Annotated in this window: 14 protein-coding genes; 5 read left to right on the top strand and 9 right to left on the bottom strand. The window is 68.9% G+C overall.

Annotated elements, in window-relative coordinates:
- Positions 1–14: 14 nt before the first annotated feature.
- Positions 15–470 carry a hemerythrin domain-containing protein gene (locus AC56LK_RS21815; RefSeq protein ID WP_497186571.1) on the bottom strand — a complete coding sequence of 152 codons (456 nt, stop codon included), beginning with the start codon at positions 468–470 and terminating at the stop codon, positions 15–17.
- A gap of 199 nt (positions 471–669) precedes the next feature.
- Here AC56LK_RS21815 and AC56LK_RS21810 point away from each other — a divergent pair, with 199 nt between their 5' ends.
- Positions 670–1,407, top strand: a complete 738-nt coding sequence (locus AC56LK_RS21810) for a sensor histidine kinase (protein ID WP_497186570.1) — start codon at positions 670–672, stop codon at positions 1,405–1,407.
- Between the two features lie 27 nt (positions 1,408–1,434).
- Here AC56LK_RS21810 and AC56LK_RS21805 read toward each other — a convergent pair whose 3' ends face one another.
- Positions 1,435–2,736: an NAD(P)/FAD-dependent oxidoreductase gene (locus AC56LK_RS21805; RefSeq protein ID WP_497186569.1), complete on the bottom strand. Its 1,302-nt coding sequence runs from the start codon at positions 2,734–2,736 to the stop codon at positions 1,435–1,437.
- A gap of 134 nt (positions 2,737–2,870) precedes the next feature.
- Between AC56LK_RS21805 and AC56LK_RS21800 the strand changes: the two genes are divergently transcribed.
- Complete coding sequence (locus AC56LK_RS21800) at positions 2,871–3,854, top strand: aldo/keto reductase (RefSeq protein ID WP_497186568.1); 984 nt, start codon at positions 2,871–2,873, stop codon at positions 3,852–3,854.
- A gap of 19 nt (positions 3,855–3,873) precedes the next feature.
- Here the strand turns inward: AC56LK_RS21800 and AC56LK_RS21795 are convergent, their stop codons facing one another.
- The 3 genes from AC56LK_RS21795 to AC56LK_RS21785 all read right to left on the bottom strand — a co-directional run bounded on the left by AC56LK_RS21795 (position 3,874) and on the right by AC56LK_RS21785 (position 6,551).
- Positions 3,874–4,350: a hypothetical protein gene (locus AC56LK_RS21795; RefSeq protein ID WP_497186567.1), complete on the bottom strand. Its 477-nt coding sequence runs from the start codon at positions 4,348–4,350 to the stop codon at positions 3,874–3,876.
- Positions 4,351–4,462: 112 nt separating this feature from the next.
- Entirely contained in the window at positions 4,463–5,242 is a 780-nt protein-coding gene (locus tag AC56LK_RS21790) for a LytR/AlgR family response regulator transcription factor (protein ID WP_497186566.1), read from the bottom strand.
- On the bottom strand, positions 5,235–6,551 hold the full coding sequence (locus AC56LK_RS21785; protein WP_497186565.1) for a histidine kinase: 1,317 nt from the start codon (positions 6,549–6,551) through the stop codon (positions 5,235–5,237). The genes AC56LK_RS21790 and AC56LK_RS21785 overlap by 8 nt, the downstream gene beginning before the upstream one ends.
- Before the next feature lie 215 nt (positions 6,552–6,766).
- Between AC56LK_RS21785 and AC56LK_RS21780 the strand changes: the two genes are divergently transcribed.
- The 3 genes from AC56LK_RS21780 to AC56LK_RS21770 all read left to right on the top strand — a co-directional run bounded on the left by AC56LK_RS21780 (position 6,767) and on the right by AC56LK_RS21770 (position 8,955).
- Complete coding sequence (locus AC56LK_RS21780; protein WP_497186564.1) at positions 6,767–7,444, top strand: hypothetical protein; 678 nt, start codon at positions 6,767–6,769, stop codon at positions 7,442–7,444.
- 60 nt (positions 7,445–7,504) lie between these two features.
- Complete coding sequence (locus AC56LK_RS21775) at positions 7,505–7,630, top strand: hypothetical protein (RefSeq protein ID WP_497186563.1); 126 nt, start codon at positions 7,505–7,507, stop codon at positions 7,628–7,630.
- A 77-nt stretch (positions 7,631–7,707) separates the two neighbouring features.
- Complete coding sequence (locus AC56LK_RS21770) at positions 7,708–8,955, top strand: DEAD/DEAH box helicase (protein ID WP_497186562.1); 1,248 nt, start codon at positions 7,708–7,710, stop codon at positions 8,953–8,955.
- Positions 8,956–8,964: 9 nt separating this feature from the next.
- Here AC56LK_RS21770 and AC56LK_RS21765 read toward each other — a convergent pair whose 3' ends face one another.
- The 4 genes from AC56LK_RS21765 to AC56LK_RS21750 all read right to left on the bottom strand — a co-directional run bounded on the left by AC56LK_RS21765 (position 8,965) and on the right by AC56LK_RS21750 (position 17,503).
- Positions 8,965–11,643, bottom strand: coding sequence for a bifunctional acetate--CoA ligase family protein/GNAT family N-acetyltransferase (locus AC56LK_RS21765; RefSeq protein WP_497186561.1), 2,679 nt, complete (start codon positions 11,641–11,643; stop codon positions 8,965–8,967).
- 90 nt (positions 11,644–11,733) lie between these two features.
- Complete coding sequence (locus AC56LK_RS21760; protein ID WP_497186560.1) at positions 11,734–12,135, bottom strand: hypothetical protein; 402 nt, start codon at positions 12,133–12,135, stop codon at positions 11,734–11,736.
- A gap of 65 nt (positions 12,136–12,200) precedes the next feature.
- Positions 12,201–14,921, bottom strand: coding sequence for an ATP-binding protein (locus AC56LK_RS21755; protein WP_497186559.1), 2,721 nt, complete (start codon positions 14,919–14,921; stop codon positions 12,201–12,203).
- Positions 14,922–15,043: 122 nt separating this feature from the next.
- A complete protein-coding gene (locus tag AC56LK_RS21750) occupies positions 15,044–17,503 on the bottom strand; it encodes a heavy metal translocating P-type ATPase (protein WP_497186558.1) in 2,460 nt (819 codons plus the stop codon).
- Between the last annotated feature and the right edge of the window lie 38 nt (positions 17,504–17,541).

Raw genomic sequence — 17,541 nt, 5'->3', positions numbered from 1 at the left:
GCCCCGATTGCCCGTTACTGCAGTTCCGCGGCGCGTGCCGCCATCTCCTGACCCAGCGCCTGCAGGTCCAGCTTCAGTTCCTTCATCTTCGGGAACATTTCCTTCTCTTCTTCCTCGACGTGGTGGTCGACCAGCTCGCCCAGCACCTTCACCTTGGCGTCGTACAGGTCGTCGCCCGGGTCCATTTCCTGGATCTGGGCGATCAGGTCCTTGGCCGACGCGTGTTCGACCACGGCTTCGTCCACCATGTCTTCGGTCTCCTTGGTCGCTTCGCGCACTGCCGGATACAGGATTTCTTCCTCGATCGTGGTGTGCATGATGAGCGCCTGGCAGATCTCGTCGGCCAGTTTTTTCTTGCTGACCTTGGCGCGGTCGGTCATGTTCTCGAATTTCTCGAACATGGCGTGGACTTCGCGGTGCTGCCCGGTCAGCAGCGTGATGGCATCCTGCGGTTTGCTTGCGGTCGTCATTGTAGTACCCCCGTTTTTTTGACTCTGTCTGTTGGTAAGGTGGCATCTGCCACGCCCCAAGCTTCGCCGGAATCCGCCAACGCGACTGTACGGCAGCACACGCTGTCACCTGTTCCCCGGCCGCCACGCTGCACCGCCATTGCGCGCCGCCGAAACGCCAACTGTTGTATGATTTGGGAAACTTTTAACCGAGCCTACGATGACCGAACAGGCACATCTGCGGGCCGACCCGGCCGCTGCCGCAAGCACGGCGCCGGGCGCGGACCGCACCGCTGAACTCACCGAGATGCTGGGCTACCTCGCCGCCTGCTGGGACGAGGAACGCCGCCTGCTGGCACGCCAGCTGCACGACAGCCTCGGCTCGTCGATGACGGCGCTGACCATGCACCTGGCGCTGCTCAGCCAGCACATCCCGGCCGACAACCAGTCGATGCGCGACCGCAGCGCGCAAATGAAGCAGCTGCTGGCGAACATCATCGAGACCAACCGCAAGATGCAGCTCGATCTGTGGAACGACAAGCTCGAGTTCCTCGGCCTGAAGGCCGCCCTGGCCGAACTGGTGCCGGGCTTCGGCGCGGCGCACGGCATCAAGGCGCGCGCCAGCCTGCCCGACGAGGACGCCACCTATACCCGCACCCAGGGCGTGGTGCTGCTGCGTTGCGCCGAGGAAGGCCTGCGCAACGTGGCGGCGCATGCGCGCGCGACCGAAGCCGAGGTAATCCTGGACGACGACGGCGAACAGGTGATGCTGACCGTGCGCGACAACGGCGCCGGCCCGCCGCGCGGCGACGACATTCTGGAGTCCACCAGCTGTCATGGCCTGCGCCTGCTGCGCGAGCGCGCCCGCTTCCTGGGCGGCACGCTGGAACTCGGCGCAGGCGAGTCGGGCGGCGCCGTGCTGCGCATGACCCTGCCGAAGCAGGCGCCGCGCGCCTGACGCCTCATTCCCTGCTGGGATAGGTTCTTAGTGCAGCTTCACCAGCGGCGTGGCGCGCCGCACCAGGAAGCGCGCCAGTGCCAGCACCCCGGTGCGCATCGTCCCCAGCACCGCACGATGGTGCATCAGGTGCAGGCTGGTGTACATCATGCGCGCCATCGTGCCCTGCACGAACCAGCTGGCGCCGCGCAATGATCCCATCAGGCTGCCGACGCTCGTGTCACGGCCGACCGACACCAAGGAGCCGTAGTCGCGGTATTCATACGGCCGGTCCTGCGGCGCCTGCCCTTTGGACTTGCGGATAAAGCTGGTCACCAGGTAGTCGGCCTGCTGGTGGGCGGCCTGGGCGCGCGGCGGCACCGCATTGCCATTGCCGTCGACGCAGGCGGCGCAGTCGCCCAGCGCATAGATGTCGTCCGCCCCTTTCACGCGCAGGTGCGCGTCGACCTCGACCTGCCCGCCTTTCGCGGTCGGCAGGCCCAGCGCGGCCAACAGGTCGGGCGCCTTGATGCCGGCCGCCCAGACGCACAGCTTGGCAGGGTAGACATTGCCGTCCTTGTCGATCACCTTGTCGCGGTCGATCTGGGTGACCCGGCAATTGGTGACGACGCGGATGCCGCGCTTGGCCAGCAGGTCGCTGGCCGCCGCCGATACCTTTTCGGGCAAGGGCGCCAGCACGCGCGGCGCCCCTTCCAGGATGGTGATGCGCACGTCGCGCTTGACGTCGAGCTGGTCGAAGCCATAGGTGACGTAGGCGCCGGAAGCTTCGCGCAGTTCGGCCGCCAGCTCCACGCCGGTGGCGCCGCCGCCGATGATCACCACGTCCAGGCCCCTGCCCTTGCCTTCTTCGTGTTCCTGTTCGGCGGCCAGCATCAGGCGCAGCATGCGCAGGCGGAAGCGCTCGGCGTCTTCGGTGGCATTCAGGGAGATGGTGTTTTCCTGCGCGCCGGGCACGCCGAAATAATTCGAGGTGCTGCCGACCGCCAGCACCAGCGAGCCGTAATGGATGCGGCGCTCGGGCAGGACTTCGTCGTTGTCGGTGGCGGCGACGATCGCGCCCACCGTGATGGTCTTCGCTGCCGCATCCAGCGCCGTCATCGGCCCGAACACGAAATTGAAGCCATTGTCATGCGCCAGCATTTGGTAGGACAGGCCTTCCTGGTGGATGTCCAGGGTGCCGGCCGCCACCTCGTGCAGCGAGGGTTTCCAGATGTGGTAAAGCCGGCTGTCCACCAGCGTCACCTTCGACGGGCCGAGCTTGCGGCCCAGTTTGCAGGCCAGTTCGAGGCCGCCCGCACCGCCACCCACGATCACGATTTCGCTACGCAAAGTAAGTCTCCGTCATGGCGCCCGTCCGGCAATGCCAGCACATGGGCGATGTGGCAATCTTACTACGTTGGCGCAAAGCGCGTGCTACCTGCCGCTGGTGTAGCATGGCGCGACCACCGACACGAAAGGACGCCATGAACCAGCGTTTCCGGCCGATCACGCACCTGGGCCTTGGCGGCACCGGGCTGGGCGACATGTACCACACCACGGGCGACGAGGCGGCCCACACCACCGTCGGCGCGGCATGGGAAACGGGCATCCGCTACTTCGACACGGCGCCGCACTACGGCACCGGCCTGTCCGAGCACCGCTTCGGCCAGGCCCTGCGCAGCCGTCCGCGCGAACAGTACACGCTGTCGACCAAGGTCGGACGGCTGCTGGTGCCCGACCCGGCCGGCGACATCGCCCCGCCCTTCGTATCCTCGCTGCCCTTCCGGCGCATGACCGACTACACGGCGGCGGGCGCGCGCCGCTCGGTCGAGGACAGCCTGCAGCGGCTGGCCCTGGGCAGCATCGACATCGTCTACGTGCACGACCTGTCGCCCGACCACTTGGGAGATCAGTTCGATCACCATTACCGGATCGCGGCCGGCGCGGGCGGCGCCTTCGAAGAGCTGGTGCGGATGCGCGAGGAAGGCCTGATCAAGGGCTGGGGCCTGGGCGTGAACACGGTCGAGCCCTGCCTGCGCGCGCTGCACGATTCCGACCCCGACATCTTCCTGCTGGCCGGGCGCTACACGCTGATGGAGACCACGCCCCTGGCGGAACTGTTCCCGCTGTGCGCCGAGCGCGGCGCGGGGATCGTGCTGGGCGGTCCATTCAACTCCGGCTTCCTGGCCGGCGGCGAGCATTACGACTACGTGCCCGCCAAGCCGCAGCATCATGAACGCCGCGAACGCCTGCGCCGGGTGGCGGCACGCCATGGGGTCGACCTGCCCGCGGCAGCGCTGCAGTTCGGCGCGGCCCATCCGGTGGTGGCCGCGACCATCCCGGGCGCCAGCAGCACCCGGCACCTGCGTCGCAATGCGGACCTGATGGCGGTGAAGATTCCGGCGTCCTTCTGGCAGGAGCTGGTGCACGAAGAGCTGCTGCCGCCGGAGGCGCCGCTGCCGGAATAGCCCCCCCGCGCAGGCTTCCTTAGTCGTGGCCCTTGCCGTGGCCCTTGTCCTTGTCCTTGTGCTTGTGCTTGTGCTTGCCATGGCCGCGGTCATGATCCCTGCCGTGGTCACGATCGTCGTAACGGTCGTCGCCGCGTCCACGGTCGTCGTAGCGTTCACGGTAGTGCACTTCGCGGTAGCGCGGCGCGTACACGTCCGAGTACCAGCGGTCCTGCACGAACAGCACCGGCTGGCCGCAGGCGCCGTACTTGCGGCAATGCTTGCTCCAGTTCTTGCGGTGGCCCGGCGGCACGCGCAGGTAGACCGGCTGGGCGCGCACGCGCTCGTAGCGCTCGACGATGATCGGCTGCGCCACATAGACCGGCGGCGGACCGAAGTCGCCGATGTCGAGGCGGCCGTAGAAGCCGGGCTGGCCGACGCTGATGCTGACGTTGGTCTGGGCCAGGGCCGGGAAGGAAGCCGCCGCGAGGGCTGCGCAGAGAATCAGGGCTTTCATGGGTGCCTCTCATTTTGCATTGATGAGCGCACTTTACCATTGGAAACAGCAATCCTTATGTGCGCCAGGCCACACTCTTACACTCTGCGCAACTTTTAACATTCCCTTACATCTACATGTTACGGAACAGCGCCATGAAGGGCTGGCTCACCGCCAGGGTCTCGGGCCGGTTCTTCAGGCGCAGGGTGCCGCGCCCGCTCTCGTCGCGCGAGACACCGGCCACCGCGCGCAGGTTGACGATGGTCGAGCGGTGCACCTGCTTGAACATGGTCGGGTCCAGCACGTCCAGCAGGTCGCGGATGGGCTTCCTCAGCAGGGCTTCGCCGTCAGCCGTCATCACCACCGTGTACTTGCTGTCGGCCTGGAAGTAGGCCACGTCGTCGACCAGGATCAGGCGCGTCTCCTGCCCGCGGCTGGCGGTCAGCCATACCAGCGGCGGCGCCTTTGGCTGCGGCGGCGCGACCGTCGCCAGCTGCTGCAGCAGCGCCTGCAGCAGCCGCACGTCCGGTCCGCCCTTCGCCAGGCGCTCGCGCAGTCGTCCCACCGTGCCGGCCAGGCGCTCGCGCGCCACCGGCTTGAGCAGGTAATCCACGGCCCCGCGCTCGAAGGCATCGATCGCATACTGGTCGTAGGCCGTGACGAACACCACCTCGGTCTTGATCCCCGCCTCGACCAGGCTGGAAGCCACTTCCAGCCCGCTCAGGCCCGGCATGCGAATGTCGAGGAATACCACTTGCGGGCGGTGCTCGGCGATCGCTTCCAGCGCGCTGCCGCCGTCTTCGCAGGCGGCGACGATGTCGAGTTCCGGCCATACCTGCCCCAGCAGCTGCACCAGCGATTCACGCAGCAGCGTCTCGTCTTCGGCGACGACGCATTTGAGGCGCTCAGTCATGATAGGCTCCCGCGGCCTTGACGGCGCCGCTCAGGGTGGTGGTGCCGTTGACGGCGTTCGGCACCGTGATGGTGGCTGCCACGCCGTTCGGGAAGTTGGCCACGATCGAGAATGAAGCCGCATTGCCGTAGGCCAGGCGCAGGCGTTCGCGCACATTGCGCAGCCCCACCCCGGTGCCGCCGCCCTCGGCCGTGAAGCCGCGGCCGTCGTCGGCCACCGTCACCGCCACCGCGCTGTCTACCTGGCGCGCCAGGATCCACACGGTGCCGCCGCCCGGCTTCGGTTCCAGCCCGTGCTTGATCGCGTTCTCGACCAGGGTCTGCAGCATCATGGTCGGGAACAGCACCCCGCGCAGCGGTTCCGGGACGTCGATCTGCAGCTGCAGGCGCGGGCCCATGCGGATTTTGAGGATGTCGAGGTAGGCGCGCGCGCGCTCCAGCTCTTCGCCGATGGTCGAGGGTGCGTCCTCGGTGCGCGGCAGCGAGTGGCGCAGGTACTGGATCAGGTTTCCGAGCATTTCGTCGGCGCGCGCCGGGTCGGTCCGGGTCAGCACCTGGGCGCTGGCCAGGGTGTTGTACAGGAAGTGGGGCTCGACCTGGGCGTGCAGCAGGTTCAGCTTGGCCACCGTGAGTTCCTTCTCGGTGGCGGTCTGGCGCACCCGGGCCGCCTCGCCGCGGCGGCGCTCGGCCACGCGGCGGGTGACGGCGCGCACGACGGCTTCGGCATTTTCCAGGTCGGTGCCATGGTCGACCAGGAACAGGTCGGTCCAGGCCGCCGGCTCAGGCTCGCAGATCAGGGTCACGCTGCCGGCGTCGTCGCCGTTCGGGGTGACGGTGGCCAGGATCTGGTTGCGGTGGGCGCCGAAACGGTCGAGCGCCCAGCTGGCGACCTGCCCCTCGCCCTGGTGACGGCCGTGGCCGCCGTAGGGATCGATGCGGGCCACCTTGGCGCGCACCTGCAGGCTGTCGCGGGCCGAGTCGACGATCTCGATGCCCGGCAGTTCGCGGATCGCGGCGTCGATCAGGTCGAAGGCCTCGCCGGCCTCGAAGGGGATCTCGATCTGGCGGCGCTGGCGGTTCGACAGCGTGCTGCCGTTGACGACGCCCGCCACCAGGCGCACCCGGCGGATGTGCGAGAACACACCGGAGGCCACCCAGGTGCCGAGCAGCAGCGCGCCCACGGCGAACCAGCCGCCGGGATCGCGGTCCAGGGGTTCGAAGATGGTCTCGTTGAGGAGGATGCACAGGAACAGGTAGCAGCCGAGCCAGGCCAGCAGCAGCCGTCCGAGGTGAATAATGCTTGCGATCATGATGTTCTTTCAGAAGGAAGGGCAGCGCCAGATTAAGTCCGGTCTCGATTGCCAGGTGACATTATGCGACGGAGCCGGGATAGCGGCGACGAAACCGGTCCCCATCGGCACAAAAAAACCGTTGCACATTGCCCTCACCCGCCTGCTGTTTTTCCGCTGCCGGCGGACTGTGCGGCTACAATGCCCGCTGATTTGAATTCGAAAGGTTTTCCAGCATGGCACTCAAGCACACCCTCTTTGCCCTCGCCGCCATCACCATCGGCGCCTCGGCCCACGCCCAGCTCGGCGCGGCCGTTACCGCCGACCTCGGCACCACCGGCGCCGGCCTGCACCTGGTCGTCCCGATGGAGCGCAACCTGAACGGCCGCTTCGGCGCCAACTACCTCAAGCACGATTTCGAAAAGCGTTCGGGCCTGGTCGACTATAAGCTCGACGGCAAGCTGGCGACCTTCGACGTGCTGTTCGACTGGTATGTCATCCCGCAGAGCAGCTTCCGCCTGACCGGCGGCCTTGTGTACAACGGCACCCGCTTCAAGGCGGTCGGCGTGCCGAGCGCCAGCGGCAGCTTCACCTTCAACGGCAACACCTACTCGACCAGCGACATCGGCCGGCTCGAGGGCGATGTGAGCTTCCGCCGCGCCGCACCCTATATCGGCATCGGCTGGGGCAATGCCCTGACCCCGAACAAGCGCTGGAACTTCGCTACCGACATCGGCGCCCTCTACCAGGGCAAGGCCCAGGTCAACCTGATCCCGCGCGGCTGCACCACCTCCAATGCCGTGTGCGGCAAGCTGGCCAGCGACGTCGCCGTCGAGGAACTGCGCCTGAGCGAAGAAGCCTCGGACTACAAGATCTATCCGGTGCTGCGCGCCAGCATGTCGTACAGCTTCTAAACCCGTATGTATTTCGGGCGCGGACTGGCGTATGATGGAATCTCTTAGCAAGGAGCCATCATGCCACCGCGCCGCTTCTTTCCGATGAGCCTGGTTTTCGCCTGCCTCCTGATGGGCGGCTGCAAGGACCAGCGCGAGCCGGCCAAGCCGATCGTCGACCTGTCGGATATCGTCGTTTCCGCCTGATCGGACGCTTTCGCCTCGCAAGGCGGCCTCCGGCACGGTAAACTACGGCCTATACATTTATTCGCCGTAAGGTTCCCATGCCCTTTGCTTCCCTTGGATTGATCGAACCGATCGTCCATACCCTCGTTTCGCTCGACTACACCACCCCGACCGCCGTGCAGGAGCAGGCGATTCCTGCCGTACTGTCCGGCAAGGACGTCATGGCCGCGGCCCAGACCGGCACCGGCAAGACTGCCGGCTTCGCCCTGCCGATCCTGCAGCGCCTCTTCAAGAAAAGCACGCCGGTCGGCAGCAATGCCGTGCGCGCCCTGGTGCTGGTGCCGACCCGCGAGCTGGCCGAGCAGGTGCACGAGAGCTTCCGCACCTATGGCGCCGGGCTGAACCTGCGCACCATGGTGGCCTACGGCGGGGTCAGCATTAATCCGCAGATGATGAACTTGCGCAAGGGCGTCGATGTGCTGGTGGCCACGCCGGGCCGCCTGCTCGACCTGCACCGCCAGAATGCCGTGAAGTTCAACGAAGTGACGACCCTGGTGCTGGACGAGGCCGACCGCATGCTCGACCTCGGCTTCTCGAAAGAACTCGACCAGGTGTTCGCGGCCCTGCCCAAGAAGCGCCAGACCCTGCTGTTCTCGGCCACCTTCTCGGACCAGATCCGCGCCATGGCCAACCAGCTGCTGCGCGAGCCGGTGCGCATCGAGGCGTCGCCGCGCAATACCACCGTCAGCGCAGTCAAGCAGTGGCTGGTCACGGTCGACAAGAAGCGCAAGCCCGAGCTGTTCCTGCACCTGCTAAAGAAGCACGGCTGGACCCAGGTGCTGGCCTTCGCCAAGACCCGCAAGGGCGTGGACGAGCTGGTCGGCCTGCTGGACGCCAAGCGCATCCCGGCCGACGCCATCCACGGCGACAAGCCGCAGCCGGCGCGCCTGCGCGCGCTCGAGCGATTCAAGGCCGGCGATGTGAAAGTGCTGGTGGCGACCGACGTCGCCGCGCGCGGTCTCGACATCGACGACCTGCCGGTGGTGGTGAACGTCGATCTGCCGATCGTGGCCGAGGACTACGTGCACCGCACCGGCCGTACCGGACGCGCCGGGGCCTCGGGCGAGGCGGTCTCGCTGGTCTGCGCCGACGAAGTGGAATACCTGGCGGCGATCGAGGCGTTGACCCGCCAGACCCTGGAGCGGGCGGAAGAAGGCGGGTTCGAGCCGGAGCACCGGGTGCCGGTGACGGAAGCGGGCGGGAAGATCGTCAAGAAGCCGAAGAAGCCCAAGAAGCCCAAGGGGGACGCGAAGGTGGTGCAGGAAGACGTGCGCTTCAGGCGCTGAAATCCCGCGTCACAGCACGAGGCGCATCTCGCGCATGCCTTCCAGGCCGGTCGACTTCACCGTGAAGCCCAGCTTCTTGACCATGCCCGTGATCCGCGAATTCTGGGGCAGCGCCTCCCCCACGATCTCGCGCGTGCCGCGCGAACGGCAGTAGTCGATCAGCTTCTGCATCATGATCTTCCCCAGCCCCATGCCCTTCAGGTCCGAGCGCACCGTCACCGCGAATTCCGCCGTGATGTTGTCCGGATCGGCCACCACCCGCCCCACCGCCAGCGTCTCCGCCACGCCTTCCGCATTGAGCCTGGTGGCGATGAAGGCCATCTCGCGGTCGTAGTCGATCTGGGTAAAGCGCGCCAGCTGCGAAGGCTGGAGCTCGCGGATGCGCACGAACATCCGGTAGCGCACGTCGTCCGGCGTGAGCGCGTCGAAAAAGGCCAGGTGGGCCGGGCCGTCCTCGGGCCGGATCGGCCGCAGCAGCAGTGGCGCGCCCTGCCATTCGATGGTTTGCTCCAGCTCGCGCGGATAGGGCCGGATCGCGAGCCGGTCCAGGGTGCTGCCGGAACGGTCGGCCAGGGCCAGGCGCATGCGCGCATCCAGCACGGTCGCGCCGCGGCTGTCGGCCAGCAGCGGGTTCAGGTCCAGCTCGACGATCTCGGGGATGTCCGAGACCATGCGCGAGACCTGCACCAGCGCGGCCAGCACCGCGTCCATGTTCACCGCCGGCCGGTTGCGGTAGCCGGCCAGCAGCCGGGCGACCCGGGTGCGGTCGACCAGGTCGCGTGCCAGCACCAGGTTCAGCGGCGGCAGGCCCACCGCATAGTCGTGCGTGACCTCCACCGTCACCCCGCCCTGCCCGAACACGATAACCGGCCCGAACACCGGATCGAGGGCCGCGCCCGCGATCAGCTCATGCCCGTTGCTGCGCCGGACCATGGCCTGCACCGAATAACCCTCGAAGCGCGCCTGCGGGAACAGTTCGGCGAGGCGCCGGCGCATGCGGGTGGCCGAGGCGCGCACGCCTTCGTCGCTGTCGAGGTCGAGCGTCACGCCGCCGAAATCCGACTTGTGCATCACGTCCGGCGTCAGGATCTTGACCGCCACCGGATAGCCGATGCGCCGGGCCGCGCTCACCGCTTCCTCGATGCCGGCGGCCTGGCGCGTCTCGACCACCGCCATGCCGTAGGTGCGCAGGATCGCCTTGGTCTCGGGGTCGGACAGCAAGTAGCGCCCGCCCGCGATGGCTTCGCGCACCAGGGCGCGCGCCGCGGCGCGGTCGGGCGCCACCGTGCCGGCCATCGAGGGCGGCACTTCCATCAAGAGGTTCTGGTTGCGCCGGTAGTGCACCAGCTGCATGAAGCCGGCCACCGCGTCTTCCGGCGTGCGGAAGGCCGGCAGCCGCGCGCCGGAAGCGATCGCGCGCGCTTCCGATACCGCAGCCCCGCCCAGCCAGCACGAAAGCAGGGTCTTGGAAGCGCTGCGCACCAGCGGCGCGATGGCGTTGGCGACGTCACGGCTGGCGACCGTGGCGGTGGGCGACTGGATCACCAGCACCGCATCGATGCCCGGGTCCTGCAGCAGGATCTCGAGGGTCTGGCGGTACAGTTCGGGCGCCGCCCCGCCCTGCAGGTCGACCACGTTGCCGCGCCCCCAGCCCGGCGCCAGCAGCGTATCCAGGCGCGCCCGCGCCGCGCCGGAGAACTGCGCCTCGACCCCGCCGCCATGGGCCAGCGCGTCGCGCGCCAGCACGCCCGGGCCGGCGCCGTTGCTGACGATGGCCAGGCGCTCGCCGTGCAGCGGACGCGCATAGGCCAGGGTCTCGGCCGCCGAGAACAGCTGGTCGGTGGTGGTCACGCGCAGCATGCCGGCGCGCCGGATCGCGGCGTCGAAGACGTCGTCGCGGCCCGCCAGCGCCCCGCTTTCGCTGGCGGCGGCCGGCAGCGGATCGTCTTCGCGTCCGGCCTTCAGCACCAGCACCGGCTTGCTGCGCGCCGCGGCCCGCGCCGCCGACATGAACTTGCGTGCATAGCGCAGGTCCTGCAGGTAGAGCAGGATGGCGGAGGTGCCGCCGTCGCTGGCCAGGTAATCGAGCACGTCGCCCAGGTCGACGTCGGCGGCGTCGCCCAGCGCGATGAAGTGCGAGAAGCCGATGCCGCGCGTGCGCGCCCAGTCCAGCACCCCGACCATCAGCGCGCCCGATTGCGACACGAAGGCGATCCGCCCCGGCAGCGCGCCGCTGGTGGCGACGCTGGCGTTCAGGCCGAGGCCAGGCGCCAGCAGGCCGGCGCTGTTCGGCCCCAGCAGGCGCAACAAATACGGGTTGGCGGCATCGAGCATGGCCTGGCGCAGGCTGCGCCCGCGCGCTTCCCGTCCATCCGCCACGCCGCTGCTCAGGACCACCGCCGCGCGGGTGCCGCGCTCGCCCAGCTGGCGCACGATGGCGGGAATGGTGGCCGGCGGCGTGCAGATCACGGCCAGCGCAGGCACCGAGGGCAGCTCGGCCACGCCGGCGTAGCAGCGCCTTCCCGCCAGCTCGCCGTACTTGGGATTGACCGGCCAGACCTCGCCCTTGAAGCCGCCGGCCAGCAGGTTGTGCAGCAGCGTCGCGCCCAGGCTGCCCGGCCGCTCGGAGGCGCCGACCAGGGCCAGCGACTTCGGTGCGAACAGGTGCGCGAGGTTGCGTACGCTCATGCCGGAGACCTTTCCTCGGTGACAGCGGGCGCCCCTGCGCCTCGCCTGGAAGGATAGCGCCGCTTTGCAAGGCGGCGCGCACCGGACCGTTCAGTGCCGGCGGAGGATGCCGCGCCGCCCGCGCCGCGCGGGCGGGAGCGCGCGCAAGGCGTGCGACTGGGCCTGCATGGCGCGCATCATGCTGTCCGCCATGATGCGGGTATGCGTCTCGAGGGTCGGCGTGTCGATGCCGCGCTCCATCACCTGGTCCCGGAACATGCGCGCTTCATCGAGCTCGCGAACGGCGACGCAGGCCAGGATGGCGGAGGTCGGTTGGGGCGGAACCGCGTAGAAGCGGAGGCGAAACCGGCTGTCGAGCAGCACGCTGCCCGCCAGGAAACGCTCGAGGCCCACGTCGAACAGCACGTGGGCGATCACCTCGGCCGCGCGGCCGGCGATGTCTTCCTGGTTTCTCCTGCGGTGCGGGCCGAACAGGCGTAACAGCGTGTGCATGCGTCCTCCAAGTCGATGCACTCAGCATACTAACAGTCGCTTCAAAGCTCAGCAATACCGGCGGCCTATAACTTTGCCAGCAGATCGATCAACTGCTGCGGCGCCACCGGCTTGGTCAGGTGCTCGTCGAAGCCCGCCGCCAGCGAGGCCGCGCGGTCTTCCTGGCGCCCGCGCCCGGTGACCGCCACCAGGAAGGGCCGCGGCGTGCGCCGCGACAGGATGCTTGCGACTTCCAGCCCATCGACCTCCGGCATGCCCAGGTCGAGCACCACGATGTGGGCCGGGTGTTCGTGGTACAGGCGCAGGGCCTGGGCCCCGTCATGCCCGACGTCCACCGTCGCCCCTTCGGAGCGCAGCAGCCAGGCCAGGGAGTCGGCGGCATCGACGTTGTCGTCCGCCACCAGCACGTGCTTGCGCAGGCGCGTGCCGCCGGCCGCCTGTTGTTCGGCCGCGTCGACCGCGGGCGCCGGCTGGATCGCCGGCAGCCGTACGCTGAAGCGCGATCCCTGCCCCGGGCCTGCGCTGTGGGCCTCCAGGCGCCCACCGTGCAGCTCCACCAGGCCCTTGGCCAGCGACAGCCCGATGCCCAGTCCGCCCTGCGCCAGGTGGCTGGAGCTCGACACCTGCACGAAGGCGTCGAACACGCGCGCCAGCATGTCCGGCTCGATCCCGATGCCGTTGTCGCACACGCTCACCTGCGCTTCGCCGTCGCTCTCCTGCAGCTGGATCTCGATGCGCCCGCCCGGCGGCGTGTACTTGGCGGCATTGTTGATCAGGTTCGCCAGCACCTGGGTCAGGCGCAGCGCATCGGCATCGACCCACACCGGCTCGTCGCACAGGTCGAGCGCGACGGCGTGGCGCCCGGCCTCGATCAGCGGCATGCTGGTCTGCAGGGTGTCGCGCAGCAGGCGTCCCAGCTCCAGCGGCGCGCGGTGCAGTTCGATCTTGCCGCGGCTGATGCGGGTCACGTCGAGCAGGTCGTCGAGCAGGCGCGCCATCTGGGCGGTCTGGCGCCCGACCATCGCGGCGATCCATTCGATGCGATCCTGGGCCAGCCCCTTGCCGCGCAGGAGCGAAGCGGCGTTGGCGATCGGCGCCAGCGGGTTGCGCAGCTCGTGCGCCAGGGTGGCGATGTAGACGTCCTTGCGGCGGTCGGCCTCCTTCAGGCCTTCCATCGCTTCCTCGCGCTCGCTGACGTCGAGCACCAGCGAGAATACCCGGTCGATGTGCCCTTCCTCGTCGTGCAGCACCGAGTTGTACCACTCGCAGCTCAGGGTGCGGCCGTCGCGCGTGCGGTTGCGGTTGCTCGACTTGACGTAGCGCGTGGCCGAATCGAGCAGGCGTCCCATCGCGCCCGCCACCTTGCCGGCATCCTCTTCATGGATCACCGGCAGCGCGTCGATGCGCCGTCCCACCGCCTCGTGGGCGCTCCAGCCGAACAGTTCCTCGGCACGCTTGTTCCACAGGCGGATCACGAAGTCGCGGTCCCACTCGATCACCGCCAGCGGGGTGTTCTCGATCAGGTAGCGGGTCTGGTCCAGCGCGCGCGCCAGCGCGGCGCTGGCTTCGGTGCGTTCGGTGACGTCGTCCAGCACGATCACCGCCGCCGCCAGGTCGGCCGCGCCATCGCGCAGCGGCGCGCCGCTCACGGTGTAGACGCGCCGCCCGTCGCGCGTCAGGCTTTCGAGCACGGCGTCGTCGAAGGTCTCGCCGGCGATCGCGCGCCGCACCGGTGCGCCGATCAGGGACAGCATCGCCGCCGGACCGGGCATGCCCTCCTTTCCGGTGTGCTCGAAGCGCCCGGCCATCTGTTCGGCCTGGTCGTTGGCCATCACGCAGCGGCCCTCGCGGTCGACGATCAGGACGCCGTCGGGCAGCTGGCGCAGCACCTCGCCGAGCAGGCTTTGCCACTGGGCGCGGGCGCGCGTCTCGAACATCTCTTCGACGGTATCGCGCAGGCGCGCGTGCAGGGCGATGTTGTCGATGGCAACGGCGCCCAGCACGAACAGCGAGGCCGACAGGCCGTACATGCGCCCGGCGTAGAAGCCGAGGTCGAAACGGCCGCCGTTGAGCAGGCAGGACAGCAGGATCTCGAAGGCCCAGGCCGACATCGAGATCGTCAGCCAGACGTCGAGCACGGCGCGCGGGCGCTTGCACGCGGTCTTCCACAGGGCGACCAGGGAGAGCGCCAGCACGGCGGCACTGATCCAGCGGTAGGCGGGACGGAAGCGCTGTCCGTCCATCATCTCGGGCAGGTAGGGCGCCCCGCTGGTGCAGAGCAGCACCAGCAACGCGACGAACAGCGCCGTCAGCAGCGTGCCGACCCGCAGGAAATGGGCCGGCAAGGGGCGCCGGTAGCTGCTCGCATAGCCGATCACGAACAGCGGAAACAGCGCATGCCAGATCATGAACAACCAGGAAGTGGTCTGGTCGTTCCCGCCCAGCACGCCGTGGGCCGAGAACAGGCCCGGGAACGTCAGCATGTGGGCCAGCGCGATCAGGGCAGTGAAAAAAAAGCCCAGCGTCAGGATGCCGAGCGACCATGATCGGCTGGTGTGGACGTGGCCCAGCAGCAGGATGCCGGTGAGCAGGTTGCTGCCGATGAGCACCGACTGGTACATCGGGATGAATTCCGGGGCCACCGGCAGCGCCGTGCGCGCGAACGGGGCCAGCAGCGCGAACAGCGCGGCCAGCACGCCGAGCACCACCAGGACGCTGCGCAGCTGCGCCCCGGAGGGAGGGTGTTTCGCAAGATCTGCCGGTTCCGCCAAAACACCGTTTCGCATCTGTCATCCCGGGGGAATGCTGTTCGAGAAGTCGTATTCCGTCCGTGCGTCTGCCTTTATTCAACGTGCTTAAAAATATAACGCATTTTTACCGAAACTGAGCACTAGTTTTTCCGGATATTTCAGGATCGGGCGCGCACCGGATAGCCGGCGGCATCGATCGCCGCGACGATCCGCTCGAGGTCGGCGTCGCTGTCGATCGTTACGCGTTTGCTCGGCAGGTCGACGCTGACCTTGGCAGCCGCGTCGACGCCCTGCACGGCCTTGGTGACGCGGCCGACGCAATGTCCGCAGCTCATGTCTTCGACGGTCAATGTATGCATGTTTGGTACTCCTGGTTGAATGGGCGCTTCGGCCCGGTGGGTAATGGAAGTCTGTTGCGTGGATGCCTCGCTCGGGCGCCAGCCGCGCAGCAGCAGCGCATTCGCCACCACGCTCACGGAACTGAGCGCCATCGCCGCGCCGGCCAGCACCGGGTTGAGGAAGCCGAAGGCCGCCAGCGGGATGCCGACCACGTTGTAGACGAAGGCCCAGCCGAGGTTCTGGCGGATCTTGGCGTAGGTGCGCTGCGAGATCGCCACCGCATCGGCCACCAGGCCGGGGTCGCTGCGCATCAGGGTGATGCCGGCGGTCTGCATGGCGACCTCGGTACCGCTCGCCATCGCGATGCCGACGTCGGCCGCGGCCAGCGCCGGGGCGTCGTTGATGCCGTCGCCGACCATCGCCACCCGGCCGTTGGCCTCCATCAGCTCGGTCACCACGCGTGCCTTGTCGCCCGGCAGCACGCCGGCATGATAGCGTTCGATGCCGGCTTGGGCGGCGACGGCGCGCGCGGCGCCCTCGCTGTCGCCGGTCAGCATCACCGCTTCGATGCCCATGTGGCGCAAGCGCGCCACCGCGGCGGCGGCGCCGGGTTTCAGGGTGTCGCCGAAGGCCAGCAGCCCGGCGACCTCGAGGCTGCCCGCGCCGCCGGCCTGGCGCAGCGCCAGCCAGGACACGGTGCGTCCCTGTGCTTCGTGGGCGGCGGCCCGGGCTTCCAGCTCGCCAAGTGCCGCGCCCTGCTCCCGCATCAGGCGGGCGTTGCCGAGCAAGACCGTCGCAGCGCCGACCACGGCCTCGACGCCGCGGCCCGGCAGCGCACGCGCCTCCGCCGCCGGCAGCAGGCTGGTACCGCGCTCGGTGGCGGCGTCGAGCACCGCCCGGGCCAGCGGATGGCTGCTGGTCTGCTGGACGGCGGCGGCCAGCTGCAGCACCCGCGCCGGGTCCGCGCCCTCCACGGCCACCAGTTGCGGCCTGCCCTCGGTCAGGGTGCCGGTTTTGTCGAACACCACCACCCCGAGCGCATGGGCGGTTTCCAGCGCCTCGGCGTCCTTGATCAGGATGCCGTGGCGCGCCGCCGCTCCGGTGCCGACCATGATCGAGGCCGGCGTCGCCAGTCCGAGCGCACAGGGACAGGCGATCACCTGCACCGCCACCGCGTTCAGCAGCGCCGTCTGCCAGTCGCCGGTCGCCAGGCCCCAGCCGAGCAGGGTGGCGAGCGACACCAGCAGCACCACCGGCACGAACACGGCGCTCACCCGGTCCACCAGGCGCTGGATCGGCGCCTTGACGGCCTGCGCATCCTCGACCATGCGGATGATCTGCGACAGCATGGTTTCGGCGCCGACCGCGGTGGCGCGCACCAGCAGCAAACCCTCGAGGTTCACGGCGCCGCCGGCCACGCGCTCGCCCGGCCCTTTGGCCACGGGCAGGCTCTCGCCGGTCAGCAGGGATTCGTCGAGGTGGCTGCGTCCTTCTTCCACGCTGCCGTCGGCGGGCACGCGCTCGCCCGGCCGCACCACCATCAGCTCGCCCACGCGCAGTTCGGCCAGTGGAATCGGCAGGTCGGCGCCGCCGCGCCGCACCAGCGCTTCCTCGCTGCGCAGCGCCTCCAGCGCCCCGATCGCCGCCACCGCCTGGCGCTTGGCGCGGGCTTCGAGCCACTTGCCGAGCAGGACCAGGGTGATCACCACGGCCGAGGATTCGAAGTACAGGTGGGGGGCGCCGTGGTGGCTGGGCCGCAATAGCAGGTAGAGCGACAGGCCGTAGGCGGCGCTGGTGCCGATCGCGACCAGCAGGTCCATGTTGCCGCTGCCGGCGCGCAGGGCCTTCCAGCCGGCGCGGTAGAAGCGCGCGCCGAGCCAGAACTGCACCGGCGTCGCCAGCGCCAGTTGCAGCCAGCCGGGCAGCATCCAGTCGAGGCCGAAAGGCTGGGCCAGCATCGGCGCTACCAGCGGGATGCTCAGCAGGACCGCGGCGGCGACCGGCCACCAGGCCGGCAGGCCGCTGGCCGGCGCTGCCTGCGCCGGGGCATGGGCTGCCGCTTCGACGGCCTCATAGCCGGCCTCGCGCACCGCGGCCACCAGCGCGCCTGCCGCGGCCTGGCCGTGCACCGTCGCCTTTTCGGTGGCGAGGTTGACCGTCGCGCCGCTCACGCCGGCGACCTTGCCCAGCGCTTTCTCGACCCGCGCCACGCAGGAGGCGCAGGTCATGCCCCCGATGCGCAGGACCGTGCCGTCCCCGGATGTGCTTCGCGTGTCCATGTTGCCTCCCTCGTGCATGATTTCCATACCCAAAGGAT

Source organism: Telluria sp. ZB4P36, assembly GCF_059685865.1.
Note: the sequence above shows the minus strand (reverse complement) of the source record. Positions and strands in the feature narration are given on the sequence as shown.

Bases quoted from the DNA above. Each gene is read 5' to 3' on its own strand.
- AC56LK_RS21765 (WP_497186561.1), bottom strand. From the start codon at position 11,643: ATGAGCGTACGCAACCTCGCGCACCTGTTCGCACCGAAGTCGCTGGCC.
- AC56LK_RS21770 (WP_497186562.1), top strand. From the start codon at position 7,708: ATGCCCTTTGCTTCCCTTGGATTGATCGAACCGATCGTCCATACCCTC.
- AC56LK_RS21785 (WP_497186565.1), bottom strand. From the start codon at position 6,551: ATGATCGCAAGCATTATTCACCTCGGACGGCTGCTGCTGGCCTGGCTC.
- AC56LK_RS21790 (WP_497186566.1), bottom strand. From the start codon at position 5,242: ATGACTGAGCGCCTCAAATGCGTCGTCGCCGAAGACGAGACGCTGCTG.
- AC56LK_RS21750 (WP_497186558.1), bottom strand. From the start codon at position 17,503: ATGGACACGCGAAGCACATCCGGGGACGGCACGGTCCTGCGCATCGGG.
- AC56LK_RS21760 (WP_497186560.1), bottom strand. From the start codon at position 12,135: ATGCACACGCTGTTACGCCTGTTCGGCCCGCACCGCAGGAGAAACCAG.
- AC56LK_RS21755 (WP_497186559.1), bottom strand. From the start codon at position 14,921: ATGCGAAACGGTGTTTTGGCGGAACCGGCAGATCTTGCGAAACACCCT.
- AC56LK_RS21775 (WP_497186563.1), top strand. From the start codon at position 7,505: ATGCCACCGCGCCGCTTCTTTCCGATGAGCCTGGTTTTCGCCTGCCTC.
- AC56LK_RS21815 (WP_497186571.1), bottom strand. From the start codon at position 470: ATGACGACCGCAAGCAAACCGCAGGATGCCATCACGCTGCTGACCGGG.
- AC56LK_RS21800 (WP_497186568.1), top strand. From the start codon at position 2,871: ATGAACCAGCGTTTCCGGCCGATCACGCACCTGGGCCTTGGCGGCACC.
- AC56LK_RS21780 (WP_497186564.1), top strand. From the start codon at position 6,767: ATGGCACTCAAGCACACCCTCTTTGCCCTCGCCGCCATCACCATCGGC.
- AC56LK_RS21810 (WP_497186570.1), top strand. From the start codon at position 670: ATGACCGAACAGGCACATCTGCGGGCCGACCCGGCCGCTGCCGCAAGC.
- AC56LK_RS21795 (WP_497186567.1), bottom strand. From the start codon at position 4,350: ATGAAAGCCCTGATTCTCTGCGCAGCCCTCGCGGCGGCTTCCTTCCCG.